General features: G+C 42.7%; 18 protein-coding genes and 1 pseudogene. 4 read left to right on the top strand and 15 right to left on the bottom strand.

Features of this window, described 5'->3' with window-relative positions; translation table 11 throughout:
- Positions 1 to 121 precede the first annotated feature (121 nt).
- Complete coding sequence (locus P162_RS09480) at positions 122 to 1,231, bottom strand: hypothetical protein (RefSeq protein ID WP_031427109.1); 1,110 nt, start codon at positions 1,229 to 1,231, stop codon at positions 122 to 124.
- Positions 1,232 to 1,439: 208 nt separating this feature from the next.
- A complete protein-coding gene (locus tag P162_RS09485; protein ID WP_031427110.1) occupies positions 1,440 to 1,787 on the bottom strand; it encodes a hypothetical protein in 348 nt (115 codons plus the stop codon).
- A gap of 188 nt (positions 1,788 to 1,975) precedes the next feature.
- Between P162_RS09485 and P162_RS09490 the strand changes: the two genes are divergently transcribed.
- On the top strand, positions 1,976 to 2,308 hold the full coding sequence (locus P162_RS09490) for a single-stranded DNA-binding protein (RefSeq protein ID WP_031427111.1): 333 nt from the start codon (positions 1,976 to 1,978) through the stop codon (positions 2,306 to 2,308).
- Positions 2,309 to 2,520: 212 nt separating this feature from the next.
- Here P162_RS09490 and P162_RS09495 read toward each other — a convergent pair whose 3' ends face one another.
- A complete protein-coding gene (locus P162_RS09495; RefSeq protein ID WP_031427112.1) occupies positions 2,521 to 4,464 on the bottom strand; it encodes a M1 family metallopeptidase in 1,944 nt (647 codons plus the stop codon).
- Positions 4,465 to 4,782: 318 nt separating this feature from the next.
- On the opposite strand from P162_RS09495, the gene P162_RS09500 reads away from it, so the two are divergent.
- Together P162_RS09500 and P162_RS09505 are read left to right on the top strand one after the other, a co-directional pair.
- Complete coding sequence (locus P162_RS09500) at positions 4,783 to 5,295, top strand: DUF3124 domain-containing protein (RefSeq protein ID WP_031427114.1); 513 nt, start codon at positions 4,783 to 4,785, stop codon at positions 5,293 to 5,295.
- A 51-nt stretch (positions 5,296 to 5,346) separates the two neighbouring features.
- On the top strand, positions 5,347 to 6,804 hold the full coding sequence (locus P162_RS09505; protein WP_031427115.1) for a potassium/proton antiporter: 1,458 nt from the start codon (positions 5,347 to 5,349) through the stop codon (positions 6,802 to 6,804).
- 922 nt (positions 6,805 to 7,726) lie between these two features.
- Here P162_RS09505 and P162_RS09510 read toward each other — a convergent pair.
- The 3 genes and pseudogenes from P162_RS09510 to P162_RS09520 form a co-directional block, all read right to left on the bottom strand.
- Positions 7,727 to 7,972, bottom strand: a pseudogene (locus tag P162_RS09510) (DUF86 domain-containing protein); the annotation flags it as partial.
- A 94-nt stretch (positions 7,973 to 8,066) separates the two neighbouring features.
- Positions 8,067 to 8,366: a nucleotidyltransferase family protein gene (locus P162_RS09515; RefSeq protein ID WP_031427117.1), complete on the bottom strand. Its 300-nt coding sequence runs from the start codon at positions 8,364 to 8,366 to the stop codon at positions 8,067 to 8,069.
- Positions 8,367 to 8,505: 139 nt separating this feature from the next.
- On the bottom strand, positions 8,506 to 9,693 hold the full coding sequence (locus P162_RS09520; protein ID WP_031427119.1) for an MFS transporter: 1,188 nt from the start codon (positions 9,691 to 9,693) through the stop codon (positions 8,506 to 8,508).
- A 245-nt stretch (positions 9,694 to 9,938) separates the two neighbouring features.
- On the opposite strand from P162_RS09520, the gene P162_RS09525 reads away from it, so the two are divergent.
- Complete coding sequence (locus P162_RS09525; RefSeq protein ID WP_206340683.1) at positions 9,939 to 10,694, top strand: hypothetical protein; 756 nt, start codon at positions 9,939 to 9,941, stop codon at positions 10,692 to 10,694.
- A gap of 8 nt (positions 10,695 to 10,702) precedes the next feature.
- On the opposite strand, the gene P162_RS09530 is transcribed toward P162_RS09525, so the two are convergent.
- The 9 genes from P162_RS09530 to P162_RS09570 all read right to left on the bottom strand — a co-directional run bounded on the left by P162_RS09530 (position 10,703) and on the right by P162_RS09570 (position 20,604).
- A complete protein-coding gene (locus tag P162_RS09530; RefSeq protein ID WP_051907843.1) occupies positions 10,703 to 11,491 on the bottom strand; it encodes a PIG-L deacetylase family protein in 789 nt (262 codons plus the stop codon).
- 106 nt (positions 11,492 to 11,597) lie between these two features.
- Complete coding sequence (locus P162_RS09535) at positions 11,598 to 12,860, bottom strand: glycosyltransferase family 4 protein (RefSeq protein ID WP_031427123.1); 1,263 nt, start codon at positions 12,858 to 12,860, stop codon at positions 11,598 to 11,600.
- A 210-nt stretch (positions 12,861 to 13,070) separates the two neighbouring features.
- Positions 13,071 to 13,913, bottom strand: coding sequence for a sugar phosphate isomerase/epimerase family protein (locus tag P162_RS09540; RefSeq protein WP_031427124.1), 843 nt, complete (start codon positions 13,911 to 13,913; stop codon positions 13,071 to 13,073).
- Between the two features lie 5 nt (positions 13,914 to 13,918).
- The gene (locus tag P162_RS09545) at positions 13,919 to 15,400 is read right to left on the bottom strand and encodes a YcaO-like family protein (RefSeq protein WP_031427125.1); all 1,482 of its coding nucleotides are present in this window, start codon (positions 15,398 to 15,400) and stop codon (positions 13,919 to 13,921) included.
- Positions 15,397 to 16,233, bottom strand: coding sequence for a hypothetical protein (locus tag P162_RS09550; RefSeq protein ID WP_031427126.1), 837 nt, complete (start codon positions 16,231 to 16,233; stop codon positions 15,397 to 15,399). The genes P162_RS09545 and P162_RS09550 overlap by 4 nt, the downstream gene beginning before the upstream one ends.
- The gene (locus P162_RS09555; RefSeq protein WP_051907844.1) at positions 16,224 to 17,222 is read right to left on the bottom strand and encodes a Gfo/Idh/MocA family protein; all 999 of its coding nucleotides are present in this window, start codon (positions 17,220 to 17,222) and stop codon (positions 16,224 to 16,226) included. Before P162_RS09555 ends, P162_RS09550 begins: the two co-directional genes overlap by 10 nt.
- Positions 17,219 to 18,394, bottom strand: a complete 1,176-nt coding sequence (locus P162_RS09560) for a class I SAM-dependent methyltransferase (protein WP_031427128.1) — start codon at positions 18,392 to 18,394, stop codon at positions 17,219 to 17,221. The genes P162_RS09555 and P162_RS09560 overlap by 4 nt, the downstream gene beginning before the upstream one ends.
- Positions 18,391 to 19,353 (bottom strand): hypothetical protein, encoded by a 963-nt coding sequence (locus P162_RS09565; RefSeq protein WP_051907845.1) that lies wholly within the window; start codon positions 19,351 to 19,353, stop codon positions 18,391 to 18,393. The genes P162_RS09560 and P162_RS09565 overlap by 4 nt, the downstream gene beginning before the upstream one ends.
- Positions 19,354 to 19,365: 12 nt before the next feature.
- Positions 19,366 to 20,604 carry an inositol-3-phosphate synthase gene (locus tag P162_RS09570; protein ID WP_031427130.1) on the bottom strand — a complete coding sequence of 413 codons (1,239 nt, stop codon included), beginning with the start codon at positions 20,602 to 20,604 and terminating at the stop codon, positions 19,366 to 19,368.
- Positions 20,605 to 20,898: the final 294 nt, after the last annotated feature.

The raw sequence follows: 20,898 nt of genomic DNA on the forward strand, positions 1-20,898 counted from the left end.
GATTTCGTTGCGTATTTCAGCAACTAAATTAGCAAATACAAACCAAATAGAAAATCCGCGAGGATTTTCGTAAGTAGGCGAGTACTAGCAATGAATTATACACGGTGTTGGCAATAGTGTTTTAATAAATTAATAATCGAATATCTAAATTTTTATTAAAAGTCATAAACGCTTTTAAACCCATTTCTAAATATATTCCATCTTTATCCGCTTGGACAAATTCTTCAATAATGGCGTTATCTGTTTGGTTTATAATTTCAACGAGATATCCTTTCGAACTAGTCAAAGTGAGTTTGCCATAAAAATCAGGTATTTTTGCATTGTCTGACTCAGCTTTAAAATCGATTGTACGAATTTTTTCTGATGTTTTTTTTGTATCGATTTCTGTAATAGTAATTTTTCCTTCCATTAATCCATACCAGTTTTCAAGTATACTTTTTAAGGTTTTATAGTTTTGTTTTTCTTCTAAATTCCATAAAAGTTCTTCGTATAGATTTTTAATTAGACCAAAAAATTCGGAAGTGAATTTTGGGCTTATAACTCTTAAAAATTGACTTTCCTCATTGTAGTGAAAGCTGTCAGAATATGTTTTTACAAATTCTAAAATTGATTCACCAGTCATTTGTGAACCAGCGTGAATAATTTTGTTTCTTACTTTTTGAATTTTTTCGAGCTTAGAAATAGTGCTTTCAAATGGTTCTTTAGGTATGTCAATTACTAGCTCTAAATAGTCAAAAGATGCTTTCAAATAATCCCTTGAGTTGAAATGAGTGACTTTTATTTTTTGGTTAAATATTTGCGAAGCGATATCACATATTTTGTTCAAAAAATTTTCATTCAATGAATATATTGAAACCAAAGTAGATTTACTAAAAAGGTCTAAAAAATCAGAATATTTTAGTCTAATTTTTTCAATCTCCTCATATTTATTATGCATTATATGGTCTATTCCGGAAATATGCGTAGCATAAGCAATATTGTCTTGGTCATCGGGTTTTTCGGTACTAAGAGCCTCATCATATCTTTTTTGAGCCTCTTGTTCTATTTTTTCATATCTTTTTTCTAAAGACCCTAATTCTTCATTTCTACTTTTTAAATACGAATTAATAGTGTTTGAAAACTGTTTTTCATACAAATCAATTTGTTCATTAACTTCCAAAAAAGAGTTCTCGAGGATTTCAATTTCTCGCTTATTATTAATGTAATGAAATGTAATCTGGAAAGGTGTCATTTTGTTTTTTTAGCATTATTGCCAACGTATGTATAAACGCACCATTACGCTTATCTAAAATATCCTCTCAAATATAGCAAAGCTATCTTTTTAAAATTTCCGGTTTTCCAGAATTTATTAAAAAAAGTCACAGATTTAATAAAAAAGTGACTTAAAAACACCTATTTTAGGCCAAAATATTGAGTAAATAGCCAATTTTTCTTAGTATTCAATTCCGCTTAACCAGCGCATAAAAATCCCCTTCAATAGGTAAATACCCCTGATCATACACAAAATAATAGACCGTTCCCGCCTTGGTGGTGTAGATACTCGTAAAATAGGTAAAATCAAAACCGGCGTCGAGAAGTTTGGCTTTGGGAGCTGTGGTTTTATCGTTGGGATTTAGGGTTTCCAGGATGCGGTGATTCTTGCGTAGTTTATTGTTGATGTTACGCACCAGTTTTCGGCTATCGCTGTTCAGTCGGTTGTTATGACTGTTGCGGCAGGCGTCACCACAAAACTTTTTATCGGAACGGCCCTTAAGAATATCCCCACATTCTAAACATGTTTTTGGCATTTTAAGGTTGGTTTTAGGCTGTTTTTGAGTGATTTACGCATAAATATACCTATTTATTAGATAGCAAATGATTACAAACGTTTGTAACCGGTTATAAACGAAAGTAAATAATTCGTCACCGACTTTCTTTTGCCACCCTCACCATCTTTGCCCTATCAAAAATAAATAACCACTTAATATATAGTATGATGAGCACACTTAGAAACAAAGTACAATTGATAGGCAACCTGGGCAGCGATCCAGAAATCCTCAATCTGGATTCCGGTAGCAAGTTGGCCAAATTTAGTCTTGCCACAAACGAATCCTATAAAAATAAGAACGGCGAGCGCGTTACAGATACGCAATGGCACAACGTGGTCGCCTGGGGAAAAACCGCCGAACTTATTGAAACCTACGTTACCAAAGGAAAGGAAATTGCCATAGACGGCAAGCTCACCTCAAGAAGCTATGAGACCGCTTCTGGTGAGAAACGATACATTACGGAGATTGTCTGTAATGAACTTGTTCTGTTGGGGAAATAAGTCCCCACCCAACCTCCATCCCCTCCCAGCCTCAATCCCCTCCCAGCCTCCCCCAAGGGGAGGGGTTATAATCTTTTTGCGGACTTAGATTATAATTAAAAAAGTCCCTTATAGATAATCATCTATAAGGGACTTTCAAAGTTCCCCCCTTTCTCCAAAAGAGTCAGGGAAGCAATCCCCCTCCTTCGGAGGGGCTAGGGGAGGATGGAGGATTAATAAGGCGAATTCGGGAACACGTCGTTACCGGAATTTACGTCGGTCACCTGTTTTTTAGGGTCAAATTCAACTTTTACGACCGTTTTATCGGTGCGCAATAAATGCGTCCAGCTATCGCCGCGTTCCCAGATCTCTACGGGAAGCATCACTTCTTCGGTACTTTCGTCTGTGTAAGTGACCTGTAGTTTTACGGGAATTGGGAAATCGCCCTTGTTGCTTACCGTGATCAGATAACCGCCCTGCACCGCGCGGTAGTCGTCTACCGAAATATCAATATTTCCGTTGCCATAAAACCAGCCTTTCCAGAACCAGCTTAGGTTTTCACCGGCCACATTTTCCATATGGTTAAAGAAATCTGAAGGCTGCGGGTGCTTAAACGCCCAGGTCTTGATATACGATTTAAAAGCATTGTCAAAACGCTCTGGCCCCAGGATATAATCGCGTAACATAATCAGGCCGGTCGCTGGTTTGTAGTACGCTGTATACCCTAAATTGCGCGTGTTCACCACATCAGGATAGGTATTGATGCCCTCCCGTTCAGGATTAGTCAAATAGCTGTTGATCCTGCGGGTTTCGTTTAAGGTGGAACCAAACTCGCCGTTGTTGAAGGCCTGTGTGCTGTAATGGTTTATAAAGGTATTGAAACCTTCATCCATCCACGGGTAGCGACGCTCGTTTGAACCTACGATCATGGGGAACCAGTTATGGCCAAATTCATGATCAGTCACGCCCCATAAGCTTTCTCCAGTACTCTTCCAGCTGCAAAAACTAACGCCGGGATATTCCATACCGCCCACGTTTGCCGCAACATTTACCGCATTCGCGTATGGGTAGGGATAATAGGTTTCAGAATAGAATTCAATCGCTGCTTTGGTATATTCCGTAGAACGTGACCATGCGGCATCGCCTGCGCTTTCTTTAGGATAAGCGGACTGTGCCATTCCTTTTTTACCACTGGAAAGGTTCATGCGCGCTGCATCCCAGATAAATGCTTTGGAAGTGGCAAAGGCAACATCGCGGGTATTTTCCATCTCAAAATGCCAGGTAAGGGTACCAGAACTTGTAGGTCGGGATTCAGGTTTTCCCACTTCGTCTGCCTTGATGATCATCACGGTAGAGTCGCTTTTTGCTGCTTTCGCCAGTCGCTCGCGCTGGGTGGCGGTAAGCACGTCGCGTGGATTTTCCAGCACGCCAGATCCTACTACAATATGGTCGTAGGGTACGGTGATCTCATAATCAAAGGCACCGTATTCCAGGTAAAATTCACCGGCGCCCAGATACGGTTCGGTATTCCAGCCTACCACATCGTCAAAAACGGCCACGCGCGGGTACCATTGTGCCATGGCATAAATAGTCCCATCTTTTACATCCAGCCGGCCCATACGGTCCATGCCTTCTATCGGTATTTTGTATTCAAAGTCCATCGTGATTTCGGCTTCATCGCCATCAGCTTCAAGGGGCTCGTCAAAAAATACCTGCATGCGGGTATCGTTTATAAGGTGTTTGCTGGATGCGTTGCGGCCCACTTTGGCCTTAAGGTTGCTAATGGTGTAGCCGCCGTCAATATCGCCATTGTACCGGTTTCCCTGTACGGGCGTGGTCAGGGTGCCGCGTGAATCTTCGGTAAAGCGGTTCTGCTCCAGGTAAAGCCAGATAAAATCCAGCGCTTCCGGACTGTTATTGGTGTAGGTGAGGGTAAGTTTTCCGGTTAGGGTGTGGGTTTCCTCGTTCAAGTCGGCCTTGATATTATAATCGGCTTTGTTTTGCAAATAGCTGGGGCCAGGTTTTCCATCTGCGGTGCGATAGGCACTGCCCTGGCGGTACATTAGGTCATCAAATTGGGTTTGGTTGTCTTTGGCCGTGCTTTCCTGCGCACGTGCGCCCTGCGTGATCCCCATCGCTATAAGAAGGGTGAGCAGCACATTCATTCTATAGTTCATGTATTATAATTTTAGGATGTCAAAATTACGGAAACAAGCGGCATCAGGCAGCGCCATTGCTCAATTTCTATAGTCCTGGTTTATTAATATTTTCATAATGAAAAGTGAAACTTTCTCGATCTTAGGATTGCGTTACAGGAATAAAAGGCCATTAAATACCCTCAACTGATTGATCTGTATTTATTTAATGTTTTTATTTTAAAATTTATAATGCGTTCCTTAACCTGAATGCGCAGATGTTTTAATACGGCAGAGCCGGAAGAAGTTTGGCGTATAACTGTATATTTAGCCCTATTCTTGAATGATAAACGGTACACTATGAAAAAGATACTTTTAATGTTCGTTTTGATCGCGCTGAGCACGGGCTGTGATACCAAAGAAAAACCAAGTTCCATTGACCCTATTAAATGGGAAGAACGCGAGGTGACCAAAGGAAAATTGCCAGATTCGCTGGAAAGTGGTAAAAGTTACCTGTCTATTTATTCCCAGATTTTTAGCCTTACAGAACACAAAACGCATAATCTGACTGTCATGGTAAGCTTGCGGAATACCAGCGATACAGATACGATTTATATGGATACTGCACGGTATTATGACACGCATGGCAAACGCATTCACGATTATTTCAAGAACACTATTTATCTCGCTCCGCTGGAAACTCTTGAAATAGTCATTGACGAAATGGATACCGCAGGGGGCACAGGCGGTAATTTTATATTTGATTGGAAAATACCGCGGTCATCACCAGAACCTCTCTTTGAGGCGGTTATGAGTTCTACCACCAGCCAGCAGGGACTTTCCTTTATTACCGAAGCCAAACGAATTGACTAAAAATGCCGGTTTACGGCCGATTTTTGGGTAAAAAACCAAGTATTTTCTTCTATGACGCTCACCACCGAAAACATTTTACTCATAGGCTCCATTTTGCTGTTGATCAGTATCATAGCGGGTAAAACCTCCTACAAATTTGGAGTGCCCACTTTAGTGCTTTTCCTCGCTATTGGTATGCTCGCGGGATCAGATGGGATAGGGGATATTCATTTTGACGATCCCAGTGTTGCCCAACTCATAGGCGTGGTATCGCTCAATTTTATACTTTTTTCCGGGGGGCTTGATACGAACTGGAATGCGGTAAAGCCCATTCTCAAAGAGGGGATTGCGCTTTCTACCCTTGGCGTACTGCTTACCGCGCTTTGCGTGGGCGGTTTCGTTTTTTACATAACCGATTTTACAATTTATGAGAGCCTGCTACTGGGGGCGATTGTTTCTTCTACAGATGCGGCCGCCGTATTTTCCATTTTGCGTTCAAAAAACCTGGACCTTAAGAATAATTTAAAGCCCACTTTAGAACTGGAGAGCGGTAGTAACGATCCTATGGCGTATGTGCTTACGATTGCCTTTTTAGGTCTGGTGGTCAATGAAAATCTGAGCGTATATTCTATGATACCGCTTTTTTTACAGCAAATGATCCTGGGCGCCATTGCAGGATATATCTTTGGAAGGTTGAGCAAAATGATCATAAATGAGATCAGTCTCGATTTTGAGGGACTGTATCCGGTACTGGTCATCGCATTGATGTTTATCACTTTTTCGGCAACAAATTTTATAGGTGGTAATGGTTTTCTTGCCATTTACATCTGCGCGGTCTATCTGGGCAATCAGTACCTGATTCATAAAAATACCATACTCAGAATGTTTGACGGTCTGGCCTGGTTAATGCAGATTGTCCTTTTCCTAACCCTGGGCCTGCTGGTGTTCCCCACGCAGGTACTGCCGCTTATGGGCATTGGTTTGATTATTTCGCTGTTCCTGATGTTCGTGGCGAGGCCCGTAAGCGTATTTATAAGTCTGATCCCTTTTAAAATGAAAATGCGCCGGCGTTTTTATATTTCCTGGGTTGGTTTAAAAGGTGCGGTGCCCATAGTGTTTGCGACCTATCCGCTGCTTGCCGGTATAGAAAAGGCAAATGTGATTTTTAATATCGTGTTCTTTATATCGCTGACTTCTATTTTAATTCAGGGAACCACACTATCGCTGGTCGCAAAGTGGCTCAAGGTAGCCCTGCCGGAACAAACTAAAAAGAAAAATCCGGCTGAATCCCTTGCTTTTGAACACCCCAAAGCCATTATGCTAGAGATAGGGATAGATAACCACAGTATTGCCGTGGGCAGGAAAATCGTAGATCTGGAATTCCCTAAAACCGCAATCATCGCCATGATCAAGAGGGATGATAAATACATCACACCGAACGGTTCTTCTATCATTGAAGCGAATGATCAGTTGGTCGTACTTTCAGATTCACAAAACGGAATTGATGAAGTTTATGCCCGACTAAAATAATATTCATTTTCAAAAAAGGCAATTTACTTAATCTTTTAATGAATATGCGCAAAGGATTTCAATATTGAGGGAACGTGTGTTGGAGAAGCTTGATTATGTGATTATTTTATTGTTTTTGGGCGTTACCCTGTGGGTCGGGCTTTTTGTTTTAATCTTTTTGCTCGTACCTTACAAAAAGGATTTCCACTTCAATCCCTAACGCAAAACTAAGTAGATTTTGAAGGTGGTTTATATCTCAACTATGCTATTTATTATCTATTCTGATCAGTTTTTGAGAGTTTTGGGTTTTTTTTGGGCGTTACCCTTTGGGTCGGGCTTTACGTTTCAATCTTTTTGCTCGTACCTCACAAAAAGGATTTCCACTGTAATCCCTAACGCGGAATAAGTATTTTTTATGGTGGATTTTCGAAAGCGCTTTATGGTTTAATTAGGCTATTTATTACCTTTTATGGTCAGTTTTTTAAAGGTTTTTAGTTGTTTTTGGGCGATACCCTGTGGGTCGGGCTTTTTGTTTTAATCTTTTTGCTCGTGCCTTACAAAAAGGATTTCCACTTCAATCCCTAATGCGGAATAAGTATTTTTTATGGTGGATTTTCGAAAGCGCTTTATGGTTTAATTAGGCTATTTATTACCTTTTATGGTCAGTTTTTTAAAGGTTTTTAGTTGTTTTTGGGCGATACCCTGTGGGTCGGGCTTTACGTTTCAATCTTTTTGTTCGTGCCTCACAAAAAGGATTTTCACTGCAATCCCTAACGCAAAATTTGTTTTCAGGAATAGGATTGTTTTCAAGGAAAACGTCTTAAACAACGCAAGCGGTTTGGGAACTCTAATTTTCAGGTTTTGACCCGTTTTTTCACTAATAAATAGCGATTTTTGAAATCATTTCTTCGCCGCCATTTCTGTGATGCATTGTTACGATTTGTTATTTTTGCGCAATTAAGTGGTCAATTTCAGAACTAAGTTTAGGAAGGTGATATATTAAAATTGACCAAATATTCTCGTCAGAAATATTATCATAAGCATGTATTACGTGATTTCGAAGACTGATAATTGATTTGGCATTTGAAATTTGATTTTCTAATGTTTTATCCTTCTTAAGAATTCTATTTATTGCTTCTCCAATTATTTCTAAATCCCGTTCAATTGCCCTTTTGAGCATTGTGTTTTTTTGATATTGAAAGAAGTCCTACTCTTGATTTTCGAAATATCCATCAATTTCATCAATAGCTATTTTGATGTCATATAACCATTTGAGAATTCTTTCATCCATAAATCAATTCTTTGTTTTTTTCAATTGAATTGATAAGTATTGGATTTTTTAAAGTCTGTTCTTCGACCAAATCAATTTCGCGTCCGAGAAGTATTTTTAAATTCTCTTTGAAATCCATATAGTTTTCAAAGTATTTAGCTAAATCGATAGGCTTAAACTTTACCAGAAAATCAATATCACTTTTTGAGTTAAAATTTGAATTAAGAGCGGAACCAAATAGATACATTTTGTCAACGTGATATTTATCACATAGATTTTTTAAATTTTCAATTTGATTTTCAATTAATATCATAATCAAATTTACTTAAAATATTCGCATCAATGTATTAACGTTTGTTTTTATAAATGCTAACTAACGCATATACAAATCTTTCTCCTTTAGAATTCTAATTTTAAAAAAACATTCCAAAAGCATTCGGTTTTTTAAAAAATCAAGAATTGAACGCAGCGGAAGGATTTCTTTTGAGGTTCCGCTGATGTCTCAGAACCATCAAGGTGACCAGCGCACCGCTCAATGCGAGACCGGCGCCCACCCATTCTGGTGAGGTAAACCCATAACCTGCCGCTATGGGAAGTCCGCCCAGAAAAGCGCCTATGGCATTTCCTATATTAAACCCTGCCTGATTAACTGAAGAGGCCAACATCTCTGAACCGCTTGCCGCCCTGATCATAAGCATCTGTATAGGGGAGGATATGGAAAATGCAAGTGCACCGGTAATGAAGGTCATCGTAAGCAATGCCCATTGATTTTCTGCCACTTGTGAAATGGTTAAAAGAGAAACCGCGATAAGTGTTAGTAAAATAGCGGTTGCCTTGCTGGGGGAGACGGCATCGGCCATTTTTCCGCCCGCAATATTTCCTACCGTCATGCCCACCCCGGCAAACATGAGGATAAAAAGTACATTGTTTTTGCTAAAACCGCCTACTTCGGTCAGCAGCGGCGTGATATAGCTGTACCAGGCAAAAAAACCGCCCGTACCTATAGCGGTAACCGCCAGGATAAGCCAGGGTTCTTTTCGGGTAAAAACGCGCAGTTCGTCTTTCACACTGGAACCTCCATTCTTCTTGGGTAGTGCCGGCATTAAAAAAATTAGGGAAAGAATGGCCAGTACGCCTACAAAAGCAACAAGGGCAAAGGTGTAGCGCCAGGAGATATTTTGTCCTAAATACGTACCTGCGGGTATTCCAAAAATATTGGCAAACGTGAGACCGGCAAACATGATGGATACCGCGCTGGCAGCTTTATTCTCTCGTGCGAGTCTGCTCGCCACTACCGCACCAACACCAAAAAACGCCCCATGCGGCAATCCTGAAAGTAAACGCGAGGCCATCATAAAACCATAGTTGGGCGCCATTATGGTCAAACTATTAAAAACGGTAAAGCAGATCATCAGGGTGATCAATAATTTCTTAGGAGGGAAACTGCCAGCGATCATTACCAGTAAAGGGGCTCCTATAACCACGCCCAGCGCATAGGCTGAAATAAAATGTCCCGCCTGTGGGATGGTAATGTGAAGGTCTGAAGCTACTTCGGGCAGGATGCCCATCATCACAAATTCTGTAAGGCCTATTCCAAAGCCTCCCATTGCAAGTGCCAGTAATCCTTTATGAAATCCCATAAGTTCCTTTTGATATCAATGGGCAAAAGTACGTGACCAAATCTGATACTAATGGATTTTTTATAGCAATTGTATGTTTTCCTGTTATTTTTATCAATTTGATCGGTAATGGTTTACAAAGCTTTTAAGTTGGCAATGCTACGAGGTTTTCGCCTGTCGTTTTGATTACAGATACCGGCAGACTGTCCATTCTAAAACAGATTGATGTATCATTGCAAATCTATATTTAGTCTATTATGTATTTTTTGAACAGCATTTTAATTGCGCTTATTCTTTTTATTGTCATTGTCATTGCAAATGAGCTTGGTATGCGTCTGGGACAATACCACGAGACGCAATCCAACAGTGATATAAAATCACAAACGACCGCAATACAGGGCGGTATTTTAGGGTTGCTGGCGCTTATTTTGGGTTTTACATTCAATATGTCTTTACAGCGTTTCGACAACCGTGCTGCGGCAGAAGTGGCCGAAGCTAACGCCATAGGCACAGCACTTTTGCGTACCAGCCTGTTGCCTGATCCTTACAATGTGCAGGAAGAAGGGTTTATTAACGAATATATCAATTTGCGTCTGGCCGAAAACAAAACCGATCTTACCCAGAAAAAGTTACGCGCCACCTATCATAAAAAAGTGCAGCATTTGCAGCAGCAGATCTGGGATACTGCAATAAATGCGGCAGATGAAGCGCCTAATCCTGTAAAAACTGGTTATTTTGTTCAGGCAGTCAACGATATGATAGACGCACAGGGCTATCGTACAGACCAGCTGGAACGCCACGTGCCACCAGCCATATTTTACCTTCTTTTTGTCATTTTTATTGCTACGGGAGCGCTTATTGGCTACGCGACCGGCCTGGGGAAACGAACGTCAAGAACGCCCGCCCTGGTGTTGAGTTTCCTGATCTCGCTATTGGTATTTATCATTGTGGATCTTGACCGACCCAGACGTGGGATCATTCAGGTGAAACAGGATAGTATGGAAAATTTGATAGACGGATAATTACTATTCTATCCTACACTTAAAAGTTCCAAAAAGTTCATTTCGCCTTCAGCGGAATCTATAAAATAACCAGCAAGTTTATCAGCACTGTTAAATTGAAAATTAACCTGGGATTCATAGGCAGCACAGGCCTGAAATTTCAGCATATTGACCGATTTTAAGTCGAAAAGGATCGGTTTTTCACTGTTTTCTTTAAAGAGACCTTTTAAAATTTCTACGGAAACCTTGTTCTGGACGATGGGATTTTCAGTAAGACTGTCTGGATTTCGCATTAGATAGGGCTGGTCGTACCATTGCAGATAATTTATGGTGGCAAACCTTTTTTTTAGTTGCTGCATGACATTGCAAACCTGTTGATGGTCCACGTGATTGCCTATCCCTTTTGGATAAAGGACAAGCCCGGGTTTAATTTCTTCAATCCATTTTTCGATTAAAGGGAGTAGTTTTTCGGCAATAGTATCTTGTTTTTTAAGATCCTGAAACAATTCTTTTGCCGAAGTATAACCGCGGTGCGGCGCTTCGGGTAGATCGCCCCAGTAGGTTTTGATACCCAGCAGTTGGCAGGCTTTCTGATCTTCCAGTCGGCGCAGTTCCATATAATCAACATCTGCGGGCAGGTTTTTATCTAACTGGCAGGCGAGGGCAAAACCGGTAGGGTTTTTAACTGATTGCGTAAAACACGTGAGTATAGAAACCTCAGTTCCCTGTGCAGCGAGTTCAGCGGCAATGCCACCCACCGAAAACACCGCATCATCCAGATGTGGGGAAATAAGAAGGATTTTTTGTTTTTTGTTCATAAGTATAGAAAAACGGTAAAAGGTATAGAACTAAGATTAAGTGGCTCCTCCCCTTAGAGAAGGGGAGGTACCGCCTTTTCGGCGGTGGAGGGGTTTTTGCTGAATTTTATAACAAATGTGGATTCTTCCTGAACCTACAACTCAAATCGGCATCTTCAAGTCTATCTGAAATATTATATTTTTCCAGCCAGTCCGTATCAATTTTCTCTTCGGAAATTTTCTTGTAGACCGTTTCCAGTTGCTCCGCCACAACCGGCCAGGAATATTTGGTTTCCACTTCTTTTTTAGCGTTTTCGGCCAGTTTTCGGCGTAATTCTTCGTCAGAAATGAGTTCTTTGAGAACTTTTGCCAGCGCAGGAATAGCTCCCGGCTGGGTCAACATTCCGTTGATTCCATGGGATACACAATCTTTCACACCCACCGTGTCTGTTGAAACTATGGGCAACCCACTGGCCATCGCTTCTAAAATGGTATTTGAAAAACCTTCGGCATAGGTGGGCGAAACAAAAATATCCCCTTGATGATACACCTCATGCGCATTTTTATAGGAAACCATACCTAAAAATTCGGTTACAGCGTCAATTTTCAGTGTTTTTACCCTGTTTTTTGCAGCTTCCAGATCAGGTCCAATACCTGAAATTATCAATTTGATATTGATTTTTTCATCCAGCAGTAATTTTCCTGCTTCAATAAAATCAAGCACTCCCTTCCGCTGATCTACCCGACCGTGATACAGTAAACGTGCAGGATTTTGAATGTTTCCCAATGCTTGCGACGGTTGAAACTGTTTTGTATTGGTCGCTCCGGGTATGATCGTAAACCGTTGCAGTGGAATATTGTGATTTTCGGAAACTTCCTTCGCAAAACTTTCGCAGCCTATAATAAGCGCCATGGCGTGTTGCAGCACGGCGTCCATCGCTTTTTTATGGGTCTTGCAGCATAATCCTACCCAGTGACCATCGCCGCCCTGTATAGAGGTAATGTTAGGTACGTTCCAGCGTCTGCTGAGCTCTAGTGCGACCAGTCCGTTAGGGTAACAGTATTGCGCATGCACCACATCAAAAGGTTTTTTTGCGTGGTATTCTTCCGCGGTAGCGAGCATTTCACGCATATCCATTTCAAAATCTGCCGGAGTGTTTTCATCGGCTTGCTCTTCGCCAAAAGAACGCAGGCCGTCCACTTCCATCCAGGTTTCATCAGGCGGAGGGCCGCCCCCATAAATTCCCACCCCCTTTTCATCCTCCCGATACTGACTGATCATTACAATCTCATGCCCACGGTCTGCCAGGGCTTTGGTCATATTGCGCGCATAGACGCTCATGCCGGAAACGGCTGGAAAATACCTTCTGGATAAAAAACAAATTCGCATATTATGAGTTTAATTTTTTGTTTTTATAGGATCAATAGTTGGTTGCACATACCATCAACTCTTTAATATTCTAACCTTTCATTGAATTTGTTTCAGGATCACATCAACAACTTAGCACGCGTGATACTGAAACAAGTTTGGTATGAAGGAAATCATTTCTCTCGTCTCTTCTTTTTTTTCTTTGCTCTTTCAGCGAAGCGGTCTTGAATTTTATTCCATCTCCATCTTCCGCAGGGCAGCAATACTTTCAAAAATAGCTTTGTGCGCGCGGTGCGATTCCCGGGAAAGCTCCACACAGATCAGTTTATCATAATCCTGCTTTTTAAAAGCGGCAATGATTTTAGGCACATCCATATCGCCTTCAGTAACGGGCAGGTGTATGTGCACCCCTTTATTCATGCCTTCAATCGCTGCGGTGGCGCTGTTTTGTACATGTTGCCTCACCGCTTCGTCAGGATCCATTTCCCCGGTTACCCAGACGTGGCCCACATCAAGCGCGAGCGGCAGCGGGATGGTGAGCTCTTTGTTCAATTGTTCCAGATCTGCTAGCGTTTCGATCAACATACCGGGTTCTGGTTCTAAGGCAAGCGTGACTTTTTTCATTTCCGCATAAGCGCATAATATATCCATCCCGGTTTTTAGATAGTTCCAGGCATCCTTAGTCTGTACTTGTTCCTGTTTTACGCCTGCCCAGAATGAAACCGCTTCCGCATCAAGGATCGCAGCGATATCCACAGCACGCTTTAAAAATGCGAGTCGGTGGTCGCGGCCTTCCTGCAGCGGATTTAAAAAAGTAGGTTCGTGTTTCTCCCGTGGATTGAGCAGATAGCGCGCTCCGGTCTCGATCACACAGCCCAGTCCCAAGGTGTGCAGTCTCTCTTTTAATTTTTCGGACTGGTCCTGCCAATCTTCCGCAAAAGGATCCAGATGTTGCCAGTCTAACGTCAGCGCGACACCATCATAACCAGCTTCGGCGATGAGGTCCAGCGCATCGTTAAGGCGGTGATTGTTGCAACCGTTTGTGTTATAGGCAAAACGTAATTTTTGAGACATGGGATTTATATAGTTTTTTCTTCTGAAAAATAACCGGTTTTAAGCGCGTGCATGGCACTGTGGGCATTGGGTTCGCGGTATAGTGGATAGAGATCGTTGATTTTTTCGTCCAGCGCGTGCGTATCGAGCCAGAAACGACCTCCCAGCTCTTTTTCTTTTTCCGCGGTGAGGCGTATACGCTTTTTGCCTGGTCCGGAAACCGTGCTGATCAGTTTGTCTTTGCGTTCCAATAGTCGCTGTATCCCACGATAACCAATACGGTGGTAGCTGCCAAATTCCATTTCTATGCCCGGTACGATCGCGCGAACCACTTGTATGGGATGCCCTGGTGGCGTGGCCTGGTAATAATAGATTTCCAGACCTTCTTTTTTATACCCTTTGATAACGTGTTTCAACCGATCGTCCACGGAAGTCTTATCAAAATGCGGTAAATTTTCAGTCGAAATAATTTCTTTTTCTGAAAACACGCTATCGTTTAATTTCTCGCGTAGTTTTTCCTTGCCCATTTCCAGCCATTCCACGTGGGTACGCAGGGCGCGCTGTTCTTCGGCTTCAAGGTCAATAAGTTTTAAATTTTCCTCCGCATAGCCTTCAGGCGTGATCGTGGTCTTGCGCTCCATGCTGCTGTGATAGAAAATTTTCCGCGAATGTGAAGAGGCACACTCAAGGACCGCCTTGCGGATGGCATGGTCAAAATCTGGATCAGCCGCTTCCCCACACGCGGCCACCGTAAACGGAAAATCATCTTCGGAAAGATCGTCGCCCACCGCATATAAACTTACACAGCCACAGGTGGTTCGCGCCAATTTTGGGATCACTTTCAGCCCTTTCTCTTCTAATTTTTGCATCAATTGGCGTGTTTCTTGTGAAATTCCTTCCAGATTGATCACTTTTCCCTGATCCAGCGCCCGGAAACAATCGGCATTGCCATCACGCTGTAAAAGTTCTAAAAGGCCATGCAGGAGCGCGCGTTCAAAAGTATCGCCGGCGCCACAACCATTGGTAATCGCAGTGATCAACTGGTTGGGATAGGCAACATATTCATTATAATTGCCCAAAAATTCAAGGGGAACCCATGCCGGCGCATCGTCTGAAAGCCTATTGATCTGCACCCATTTTAAGTGTAAATCCTTATCGTATTTTGAACCGGCCTCAAGCACCAGCGTAAGTGGATCGATCACGATCTCTTCTTTATATTTCTGCTGCATATCAGCAAAAGAAGCTTCCACGCGTGGTATATTCAGCGAAGCCTGCATAATAAAAAATTCTTCATAAAGCTCGCCATAAGCGCCCACTTCAGCCTCTGTGGGCGTGGCGCCATAACCCAGCCCATTACCGTATGAACCGTCATCGCCCAGAAAAGTAGCATCTACGATAGGAATTTCCAATTGGTCAATACCGTCAATGCGGAAGGTTTTCAGTTCCCCTTTCGGCATACTGTTTTTGTAGGTCTCAAGTACTTTTTCTAATTGTTTGTCTTTGCTCATGCCAGAAGGGTTTTTAAGGAAACGGGATGGGTGTGCGGCTCGGTTTGCAGCAAATGGTTTACCAGTGAGAGCGCCTTTTTCTGCGAAACATCGCGGCCAAATTCAAAGGGCGTGCACACATGGTCAAAATCATACATGGAAAATATTTTCTGATAATGCCGCAGCTCATCTGGCGTAAGCGGAATGTGATAATGATAGCCTTTGTGGCAGCTCAGGGCGCAAGCTTCGCCGTTTGAATCAAAATCAATTTTGAGCGCATCGCCGGCAAATAGGATTTTTTTCTTCGCATCAAAAAGTGCGGTCTGACCATCATAGTGCCCACCCATGCGCACCATCACATGGTGGTCGTCCAGCTGTTCAAAATCATCAATGGGATGATTTACCTTAAAAGCTTTCGTATGTTCCAGGTCGTTTTTATGAATGATCAATTTGGGCGAAAAAGCTTCCTGTAACTTCCATAACGCACCATAACCGTGCGGATGCGAAGCCGCGAGGATAGAAATCCCGCCAAGCGCTTCAATCTTGTCCAGTGCGGCCTGCGAATAATGCGGCGCGGCCTCAAATGCGATATTGCCACCTTCGCGAATGATCAACCAGCCATGGGAGCCCAGACCCAATTGGGGCGCGGTGCTAAAATCCCACAATCCCGGCAAAACTTCCTGCCATTGGGTTGTATATTTCGCTTTGGCAGCGTCAATATGAATATAGGTAAAATCTTCATCGGGCAGGGCGTTCCGCACGTCCATACAATTTTTGCAGTAAATGGGCTCGCGCGTATCAAACCACAAAATCCAGCTTCCACAGTGCGTGCATGCGTAGTGCGTTAATGCCATTGGGTTTCTCTTTTAAGTGCGTTGAACAAAAGTGTGAATAGGCGGAGGTCGTCTTCCGGTGAACGTGACGGAATCTTTTTTACTAAAATACTGTTCACAAAACCGTTTAGCTGGGCTTCAAAAGGGGATTTTTCCATGTCAAAAGCAATTGGTTTTTGTGTTCCGGTAGCGCTATCTATAAAGGTGAGGTTCCCGCCGGGATCCTGACCCATGGTATTTGTGGCGCGCAGCATTCCGGCAGTGCCGAAAATTTCCAGTGTGCGCCGCGGAAGCGTATCTGGACGGTTGTAACCTACGTGCATACTTCCCAAAACCCCTGAGGCAAACCGAAGCATAAGCACCCCGCCATCATCCACCTTATAATCCTGAACAACATTTTGCTCAAAAATTTTAATTTCCACAATTGTATCGTCCAGCAGGGTTTCCAAAAGATCAAGACCATGCGGCGCCAGGTCTATAATAGCGCCACCGCCGGCCCTTTCCTGGTCTATACGCCAATTATCAACGCTCCAGTTTTTGGGCAGCCAGCACGCATAATCTATTTTAACCTGTGTAATTTGACCGAGTTTACCTTGCTGAATTTGCTCATAAACCTGTTCGTGCGCAGGGTGAAAACGCTGGTCGTATGCGGTGGCATAGACCGTTTTAGCCGACTGCGCGGAAAATATCATGGCTTCTGCATCTGCAAGGCTCGTGGCGAGTGGTTTCTCGCACAAAACATGCAATCCCGCCTCAATACTGGCAATCGTATGCGCTGCATGCAAATGGTTTGGTGTCGCAACATAAACAGCATCCAATGCGCTATGCTTTAAAAACTCATCTATTTCAGTATATTTTTTGACCGTTTGGGGCAGGTTTTTCATTTCCGAAGCGTGTTGCGCACAAGCCGCCACCAACTGAACACGCGGATTTTTCTGAAGCGCCGGGTACATATAATCCCGCGCCACCCAGCCGTAACCTATGATTCCCATTTTCAATATACTGCTCATAATTGTGGGGTATCAAGCAAAATACGCTGTTTGAAATAGTCCATTTTATGGGCTTCGGAAGCCGTTTTTAGGACATTTAAGTCCGTTTTTGACAACTTTACCGCATTAAAATACGGCATTTCCGCTTCGTATTCCTTTTTATAACCAGGTGTGGGCCAGTTGATTTTCAAACCTTTTTCTCCTTCGGAAAGCATAGGGTTGAGGTGCAGTTCGCCGGCAAATTCATTAAGTGGGTCATTTATTTCATCTGATGGATTCTCAATCCAGGAAACTACCGGATGATCCCCTGACTGTAGTGGTGTGATCCCTTGTTTTTCGTTAGGATTTAGCCAAAAATCAACCAATTCCTTATCAGCGTAAAACATGGTGTTTTTAGGTGCCATATCCCGGTATTCCTTTTCTGAAATGGGATGGCCACTTACGCCGTGATCAATTGCGTTAGTATGTACATGGCCCACAATAATGCTGCCGCCAGCCGCAAGTTTGCGGAGATTTTCAAGAACTTTTTCCTTTTTTTCAAAGAAATAAAACGCATCATGACAAAAAACGGTAGCTGGTTTAGTCGGTTTAAAAATGGGTTTCCCCATGGTGTCCGCACAGATTAATGGCCCCTGGACATTCATAAACTTTCGCGCCAGCCAGAGTTTAGAGAACACAAGATCAATTCCTGTTGCCTGATAGCCGTTAGCTTCCAGCGTACGCAGAAAATGACCGGCACCGCAGGCGACTTCAATAAGCGGAACTTCCTTTTGCGCCCCCAGTTGCAGTAAGGTCAAACCTGATAAAAAAGTGGGTGCGGTGGTGCGGTGGGCAAAATACTCGGTGACGGGACCATAATTGAGCAGGCGCATGGTTTCCAGAAAACCGGTATTTTTATCTAAAATCTGGTCTAAGGCTTCATTTTCCGGTGGCGGAAGAGGCGCAAAATCATCCTGATCTTTAAGTAAAACCCGGAGGGCGTTTTTAAGTTTTCCTTCTTTTATAAACTTTACCGATTGCTCCCGTAGCGCAGGTTTATCACGTAAATAAGCAATGTTTTGCAGATAGGGAAATTCCTGTTTTCCGTCTGTAAGTATATTAGGTTCAGACTGCCACAAAAGCTGTTCATTTGAAGGACTTAATAATCCCTCTAAAACACCAATTTTCGCGTCTTTTTGGTCGATTTTGGTCATAAGTCGGCACTTTTTAGCACTTCCATCTGAAAGCTTTTTATAGGTCCGTCATGTACAAGTTCAAGATCATCAAGAACATCCTTTTCAATTACCGATGCGGCACGAACGCGCCATTTAATATCCAAAACACGATCTAAAACGTCTGCGGCGCTGCTGCTTCTGCCTTCGGCATTTTCCAGATTTTCATGGTTTAAAATGGCATTCATAATATGTTCTGACGATTTTTTATCCACATGCTTTAGCGCCTCAGCCCTTGAATTTTCGATAATGGGATGCAAATATTCACCCAGCGCAATCTCCCCGGCAAAGCCACAATCTGGCAAAACTGCGTTGTGCAAATGGTGCGTAAGACCAGTCAGAAAGGGCAGGCCTATTTCCGCATTAAAACCGGGACTAAGCAATACCGCATACACTGCGGTTATCAAACAATGTTCAGAATGCATCTCTGGCGGGACCAGCAGCAATCTTGACATTCCGGGTTTTGTGGCGCCGGCGCGCGGCTGATTGCAAAGGGCTTCGACAAACCAGTATTTTGAATCGTAAGGGTCTAATTTTTTTCTGAAATTAGTTTCGACAAAAAATTCCGCGACCAACTCAGGGATTTCCTTCCATAAATTTTGATAGAGTCTTGAATCGATTCTATCCCCAATTTGTTCATAAAATGCCGATTTTAATATGGTTTCAGCCGATTTTTGATCAATCCCAGCTGTTTTAAAGAAATGCCCGTCGCAACCTGGCAGTACTATGGCTAGCAAGGCTTTCAGGGTAATCCTTAAAGCAATATCCTTTGGGTTTTTCCCATATAAAAGCCGCTCCCAGCTTTCTGTAAACAGGCTGGAAGCAATGCTTTTAGTATAATGGGCGGGCTGTTGCCGTTTAAGATCCTGAAGTTCGGGAAGCATTTCTTTTAATGCTCCCATAGGTTCAAGATGCACGGTCTGCGCGTCTGTTTTTTTCAAAATCAGTGGGACTTAGACCAGTGATTTTTCGCCTTCTGGGGCTTTGATTTTTTCTTTGTTTTCCTTGTCTACATCCTCATGCAACCAGTCCACAAGGTTTTGCTGCTGGATAGCAAAACGGTGTTCTGGCGCTTTATTATCGGCAGTCAAAGGTGCTTTAAAAAATACACTGAGGGCTTCTATGGGGCCGCCTTCATTACGCTGTGAAGCAAGGTTAAGGCAACGCGCGATCTCTATGGCGAGCGGTGCCGCAAGAATGGAGTCCTTACATAAAAAGTTGATCTTCATCTGCATTTTGTGACCTAAAAAGCCGGTGACATCAATATTGTCCCATGCTTCTTTATCATCGCCCCGAGGCTTATAATAATGAATCTGCACCATATGATTTTCCACCTTATAGTTGAGGCAAGAATCGAGTACGCTCCCTTTCGTATTGATTTTGGACTGTAAAGATTCTGGTTTGGCCAGTGCCTGGCCGTCGCGGTTACCCAGAATATTTGTAGAGAACCAGCCGTCCACTTTAAGCGCGCGTGCACGTAAGGCAGGAGCAACAACGGTTTTGACAAATGTCTGACCGGTCTTGCCATCTTTACCGGCAACGGGAACATTCCGCTCTTGTGAGAAATGAATGAGCGCGGGAACATCCACACCCATACTTGGGGTAAAATTACCGTAAGCAACACCCATATCTATAGCGGCATAAGCATACACCATTGCCGGGGAAATTTTCTTACTGTCGTCATCAAGCGCTTTTTCAAAAGCTTCCACGGTCTGAAAAATAGGATCGGTCACGTCAACAGCGTGTTCGGTAGAGGCAAGGTTGATGAGGATGACAGGGGCATTTATATCTTCGGAAAAAGACTGAAGGTTGTCCTGTATTACTTTAACCTGATCGCGAAGGGTATATTCACTTATCTTATTGTCAGTTACGCCAGAGCAAAAATCTTTATTGGCAATGGCTTTCCACGGGGTTATTTTCTCAAGATCGTCCTTTATGGCCGCGAGTTGCTCACTGTTGAGAACACCATGTTTTTTTGCGGATTCATATAAATTATCGTCAAAAATATCCCAACCGTTATAGTGGATATTCTCGTAAGCGGTAAGATTTAGATTGTCAAATTCTGCAAGTGGCAGCCCGGTTTTATCCTGAATACCGTTCTTAATAAGCAATGAACCAGCAACAGCGGTAGTGCCTACCGCACCGCCAAGACCTACAATGGCAATACCTAAATTTTTGTTCTCTTTTTGCATAAAGCGTTTTTTTAATTTGTTTTTTAAGTTGATCAAAACGTATTCTTAAACTAAAAATCCTTAAAGATAGAATTCAAATTAGTTCAAAAATTATTCACTAGAAGGTTGTGGTTGCAGGTTGTCTTACAAGTAAAAATAATTGAAAACTATTTTCAAAACGGAGAAACAAGTGTTAATTGATTGCTAAATCCAAACCATCTGATCGTATTGATTTGCAAGATCCAAAAAGCAAAACAGACCGCAATGCCAAAAACGGTATAATGAAAAATTCAGGTTGATCCAGAATGCCCACTT

It is taken from the genome of Flavimarina sp. Hel_I_48, from assembly GCF_000733945.1.
Lineage (GTDB): Bacteria > Bacteroidota > Bacteroidia > Flavobacteriales > Flavobacteriaceae > Leeuwenhoekiella.